Below are 5,271 nucleotides of genomic sequence, written 5' to 3' on the forward strand. Positions count from 1 at the left end.
CGGGCTACCTGGACATGGTCGCCGCCGAGCTCAACGACCGGCCCCGCAAACGCCTCGGCTGGCGCACCCCCGCCGAAGCCCTCGACCAACTACTGTCGGAACAGTCAGATCCACACGGTGTTGCACCCACCGCTTGAATCCGCCGCCCCCAGGCGGGCACCAAACCTCTCGAAGATTCCTCACGGGCCGTCGCCCGGCCCCGCGCGCCGCCCCGGTGGCTACTTGAGGTGCTTCATGGTGATGCGGGACAGCGGCCGGACCAGCACGATCATGACCAGCGAGAGGCCCACGGCCACGAGCGCGTCGGCCGCGTGCTCGAGTCCGAGCGTCATCGGGGACGCGGTCGGCAGCAGGGGCAGGGTGACGGTCAGGGCCAGCAACGTGACCAGGAACGCACCGGGGACCTCGCGATCGGCCACGAACCGCAGTGCCAGCAGACCCAGGACGCAGACGAGAGCCACCAGCACACCGGTCGGCAAGGTCAGCCGGGACAGCGGCGCGAACACCACGACGCCGACCAGGGCACCCACCAGGCACCGGACGGCGCGCTGCACGAGCCGTGCCCGGCCTCCGCCGCCGGACAGCACGAGCACGACGAGCAGCACTGGCCAGAACGGGTGCCGGTCGGCGGTCGCGTGAGTGAACGTGCTCGCCAACAGCACCGCGATGTAGACCTCCACGAACTTCCACGACGCCACCCATGCCCGGGGCCGGAGCCCCACCGGCCGCGAGGTGGGCGGGAACGCTCCGGTGGCGCGGCGCCCGACATACAGCGAGTCCACGAGACCGGTGAGCACCCCGATCAGGCAACCGAGTCCGACGTGCAGCAGCGTCGTGCGGAGGCCGAGGTGGTCCATGCCGAGCAACGAGCCCACGTCAACCATGAGCACCAGGGACCAGGGGCCGGGGGCCCCGAGCGGCAGCGCCGCGTCGACGACGGTGGCCAGCACCGCGACGATGAGGTTCCAGAGGATGAGCGTGAGGAAGACATCGGCGACCTGGTAACCGGTGGCGATGGCGAGCAGGAGCAGGAGCCCGGCCGTGACCAGGGTGGCCGCCCGGCGCGCGGCGGGCAAGCCGGCGCCGAAGAGCGCGATGCTCGCGCCGAGCCCGACCACGAGGCCATCGGCGAGGCGACCGGCTGCCGCGAAACCGATCAACGCGAGCAAGGCCGGGGCGAGCAGTCGTGCACGATCCGCCCAGCTCACGGACGCACCTCGAGCCCGGGTGGGTTTGCGCGTCCTGCTGCTCATACCTGACCGTTCATCGGACCACTCCCCGCCCGCGGCCCGGGTGTGCCGCGTCCACCGGGGCCGACGATACCGCTGTCAGGCCAGGCCCATGGCCCCCCGCAACAGGTCGTGGTCGAGGGCGTGTGCGGTCACTCCTTCGCGCCCGACGGTGGTCGTCGCGGCAACCAGCGCGTTGACGATCGCCTCCTCGGTCGCCTCGACGGTCAGGTCGAACAGCGGCGTCATCAACTGTGGGGCGACCATGCTCATGCGGACCGGTGGTGGTGCGCTGCGCGGGTCCTCCCCGGCGACGTAGGAGGGCAGCCCCCGGTTGCCGGTCGAGAAGGTGAGCACCAGGTCACCGCTGTACTGCTCCCCGACACCACCCATCCGGCCGACGGCGAGCGCCGAGCGCTGGGCGAGTCGGCTGCACTGGTGCGGCAGCAGCGGGGCGTCGGTCGCGACGAGGACGATGATCGACCCGCTCCCGGGTGCGTGACCCCGGGGTGCTCCCGGAAGCGGCACGACGTCCGGGCCGATCCGCTCCCCCACCGGAACACCGTTGATCCGGAGCCGTTCGCGCCGCCCATAGTTTGCCTGGACGAGCACGCCGACCGTGTATGCCGTGCCACTCACCTCGAGCACCCGCGAGGAGGTGCCGATCCCTCCCTTGAAGCCGTGGCAGATCATGCCGGTGCCGCCTCCGACGCAGCCCTCCGCGACCGGCCCGCCCCGGGCGGCGCGCAACGCCTCATCGACGTGCTCCGCCCCGACGTGGTGCCCGTTGATGTCGTTCAGCAGACCGTCATACGTCTCGCCGACCACGGGCAGGCACCAGTAGAGACCTTCGCCCCGCTCGCGCACCTGCGCCTCGACGAGCGCGTCGCGCACCACGCCGACGCTGTGCGTGTTGGTGAGCCCGATCGGCGAGGTGAGCTCGCCGGACTCGCGCACCCACTCCAGACCGGTCATCTCACCGCTGCCGTTGAGGCGGTGCGTGCCGGCGAAGACGGGTTCGGTCCAGATGTCTCCGTGGGGCAGCACCACGGTCACCCCGGTGCGCACGACCGGCGCGCGATCTGCGGCATCGTGATCCCCTTCGACCAGCGTGACGTGGCCGACCTGGACGCCGGCCACGTCGGTAATCGCGTTGAGCGGTCCCGTCGGGTGGTCTCCGATGACCACGCCCAGCTCTCTTGCTCGCATGGCTGCTGACTCCTTCGATGTCGGCCTTCTGGTCGGGCACAGTGTCCCGGACCGGCACCGCCCGGAGCGGCCGGGTAGCTTGCGACCAGGGTCCCTTCTCACGTTCGCAGCCCTTGGAGCGTCTACCGGGTGATGGACACCAAACAACCGTTCGAGCAGGTGGTCGCGCGACACGGCGCGACCGTGCTGCGCGTCTGCCGAGCCGTGCTCGGCCCCCACACCGACGCCGAGGACGCCTGGTCCGAGACGTTCCTCGCGGCGCTGCGGGCCTGGCCGGATCTGCCGGCCGACGCCAACGTGGAGGCCTGGCTGGTGACGATCGCGCACCGCAAGGCGATAGACGTGACCCGCCGCCGGGAGCGTCACGCCGTCCCGGTCGAGCGCCTGCCCGAGGAGCAGTCGACGCTCGGCCTGCCCGACGAGTCGGCAACCGGGATCTGGGCGGCGGTGGGTCAGCTCCCGGTCAAGCAGCGGCAGGCAGTCGCCTACCACTATCTCGGAGGCCTCCCCTACCGCGAGGTCGCCGCGATCCTCGGCGGCAGCACCGACGCGGCCAGGCGCGCCGCCGCCGACGGCATCCGAAGCCTGCGCGCCCGGTGGGACCGGGCAGCCACCGGGCAGCCACGGTGAACACCGGCTCACGTCTCGACCGATCGGTGCGTCTACGGGGCACACCAGGAAGGAACCCGTCATGAACACTCTCAACAGCCACGACGCCACACCGGAGCTCGTGCAAGCACTGCACGACGCCACCGACACCAGCGACCCCGCCCGGATGACCGAGCTGCACCGCCGACTCGAGGCCGAGGCCAGCCGCGACGGCCTGCTCGACGTCGCCTATACCACGATCGACACCCCGGTGGGGCCGCTGCTGCTGGCCGCCACGGACAAGGGGCTGGTGCGCGTCGCCTATGCCCGTGAGGACCACGACCTCGTGCTCCAGGCGCTCTCGGAGAGGGTGAGCCCACGAGTGCTGCGTGCTCCGAAGCGGCTCGACCCGGCGGCGCGAGAGGTCGACGAGTACTTCGCCGGCCGACGCACGGCATTCGACCTGCCGCTGGACCACGCGTTGTCGAGCGGCTTCCGGCTGACCGTGCAGCAGCACCTGTCGGAGATCGCTTACGGGCACACCGCCTCCTACGGCGAGGTGGCGCGGATGGTGGGCAATCCCAAGGCAGTTCGCGCCGTGGGAAGCGCCTGCGCCACCAACCCGCTGCCCGTCGTCGTCCCCTGCCACCGGGTGCTGCGCTCCGACGGGTCGCTGGGCGGTTACATAGGGGGTCCGGACGCCAAGACCACGCTGCTGGGTTTGGAGCGCGCGGCATGACGGCCACGACGGAGGGTGACGGCGGGCACGACGTCTGGAGGGAACGCGTCGGCTCCGGCGACTGGGCAGCGATCACCGACGAGCTCGACGAGTACGGCGGGGCGCTGCTGCCGCAGCTGCTCTCGCCGCAGGAGACCCGCCAGATCCGCGAGCTCTACCCGCGCGACGAGCTCTTCCGCAGCACCATCGACCTGGCACGCTACCGGTTCGGGCGGGGCGAGTACCGCTACTTCAGCACGCCCTACCCGGAGCCGATCGAACGGCTGAAGCAGGCGCTCTACCCCCGCCTGCTGCCGATCGCCCGCGACTGGTGGGCCAAGCTCGGTCGGGAGACACCGTGGCCGGACACCCTCGACGAGTGGCTCGACCTCTGCCACCGGGCCGGCCAGACCAGGTCGACGGCAATCCTGTTGAAGTACGGCGAGAAGGACTGGAACGCCTTGCACCGCGACCTCTACGGCGAGCTGGTGTTTCCGCTGCAGGTCGTCATCAACCTGGGTGAGCCCGGGGTCGACCACACCGGCGGCGAGTTCCTGCTGGTCGAACAGCGGCCGCGCGCCCAGTCACGCGGCACCGCCACCCTGCTCCCTCACGGCCACGGCTTCGCCTTCACCACGAGGGACCGCCCCGTGGAGTCCAAGCGGGGCTGGTCTGCCGCCCCCGTGCGACACGGGGTGTCCGCCATCAGGTCCGGCGAACGGCATACGCTCGGTCTCGTCTTTCATGACGCCGCGTGAACAACGGTCCAGGAGATCAGGGCACCATGCAGCCACTCTTCGGTGACGACCTCGTCCCTCGGCCGAGGCGAGAACTGACACCCGGCGCCACCTGGGTGCCGGGCTGGCTCTCCCTCGAGCAGCAGCGCTGGCTTGTCGCCCGATACCACGAATGGGCAGCCGGACCGGTGCCGGCCCGGGGCGCAAAGGTGCGCGGTCACGAGATGAGCGTCAAGACGGTCTGCCTCGGATGGCACTGGCGGCCCTACGAGTACACCCGCGAGGCAGTGGACGTGAACGGCCACCGGGTGCTCGACTTCCCCGACTGGATGGTGCGGCTCGCGCGCCGGGCGCTGGTGGAGGTGAGCGGCGACGCGCACGCCGCTGACGGCTACACCCCGGACACGGCGCTGGTGAACTTCTACGACCTCGGGGCCCGAATGGGTCTGCACCAGGACAAGGACGAACGCGCGCGGGAGCCGGTGGTGTCACTCTCGATCGGTGAGACCTGCCAGTTCCGCTTCGGCAACACCGAGAACCGCGGGAAGCCCTATCAGGACATCGATCTCGCGTCCGGGGACCTCTTCGTCTTCGGCGGTGCGTCTCGACTCGCCTACCACGGGGTGCAACGAACCTACCCGGGGACAGCCCCCGAGGGCTGCGGACTCGACACCGGGCGGATCAACATCACGATGCGCGTGACCGGCCTCTAGCCTCACCGTTTCATCGGGTTGGGTGAACGGGCGGGCTCTGGGCGGCGGCGGGGTTCGGGGGTGCGAAGCTGGGTCAG

6 protein-coding genes and 1 pseudogene are annotated in these 5,271 nt (G+C 70.8%); 5 read left to right on the plus strand and 2 right to left on the minus strand.

Going from position 1 to position 5,271, the window contains the following annotated elements:
• Window positions 1-137, plus strand: a pseudogene (locus FCN22_RS22990) (IS30 family transposase); the annotation flags it as partial.
• A gap of 81 nt (window positions 138-218) precedes the next feature.
• Here the strand turns inward: FCN22_RS22990 and FCN22_RS21070 are convergent.
• Window positions 219-1,208: an FUSC family protein gene (locus tag FCN22_RS21070; RefSeq protein ID WP_162308292.1), complete on the minus strand. Its 990-nt coding sequence runs from the start codon at window positions 1,206-1,208 to the stop codon at window positions 219-221.
• A gap of 120 nt (window positions 1,209-1,328) precedes the next feature.
• A complete protein-coding gene (locus FCN22_RS21075) occupies window positions 1,329-2,438 on the minus strand; it encodes a DmpA family aminopeptidase (protein WP_137123527.1) in 1,110 nt (369 codons plus the stop codon).
• A 132-nt stretch (window positions 2,439-2,570) separates the two neighbouring features.
• Here FCN22_RS21075 and FCN22_RS21080 point away from each other — a divergent pair, with 132 nt between their 5' ends.
• The 4 genes from FCN22_RS21080 to FCN22_RS21095 all read left to right on the plus strand — a co-directional run bounded on the left by FCN22_RS21080 (window position 2,571) and on the right by FCN22_RS21095 (window position 5,194).
• Window positions 2,571-3,068 (plus strand): RNA polymerase sigma factor, encoded by a 498-nt coding sequence (locus FCN22_RS21080; RefSeq protein ID WP_137123528.1) that lies wholly within the window; start codon window positions 2,571-2,573, stop codon window positions 3,066-3,068.
• A 61-nt stretch (window positions 3,069-3,129) separates the two neighbouring features.
• Window positions 3,130-3,765 carry a methylated-DNA--[protein]-cysteine S-methyltransferase gene (locus tag FCN22_RS21085; RefSeq protein ID WP_137123529.1) on the plus strand — a complete coding sequence of 212 codons (636 nt, stop codon included), beginning with the start codon at window positions 3,130-3,132 and terminating at the stop codon, window positions 3,763-3,765.
• The gene (locus FCN22_RS21090; protein ID WP_137123530.1) at window positions 3,762-4,502 is read left to right on the plus strand and encodes a 2OG-Fe(II) oxygenase; all 741 of its coding nucleotides are present in this window, start codon (window positions 3,762-3,764) and stop codon (window positions 4,500-4,502) included. The genes FCN22_RS21085 and FCN22_RS21090 overlap by 4 nt, the downstream gene beginning before the upstream one ends.
• A 26-nt stretch (window positions 4,503-4,528) precedes the next feature.
• Window positions 4,529-5,194, plus strand: a complete 666-nt coding sequence (locus tag FCN22_RS21095) for an alpha-ketoglutarate-dependent dioxygenase AlkB family protein (protein WP_137123531.1) — start codon at window positions 4,529-4,531, stop codon at window positions 5,192-5,194.
• The last annotated feature ends 77 nt before the right edge of the window (window positions 5,195-5,271 follow it).

It is taken from the genome of Segeticoccus rhizosphaerae (assembly GCF_005222685.1).
GTDB classification, from domain to species: domain Bacteria; phylum Actinomycetota; class Actinomycetes; order Actinomycetales; family Dermatophilaceae; genus Segeticoccus; species Segeticoccus rhizosphaerae.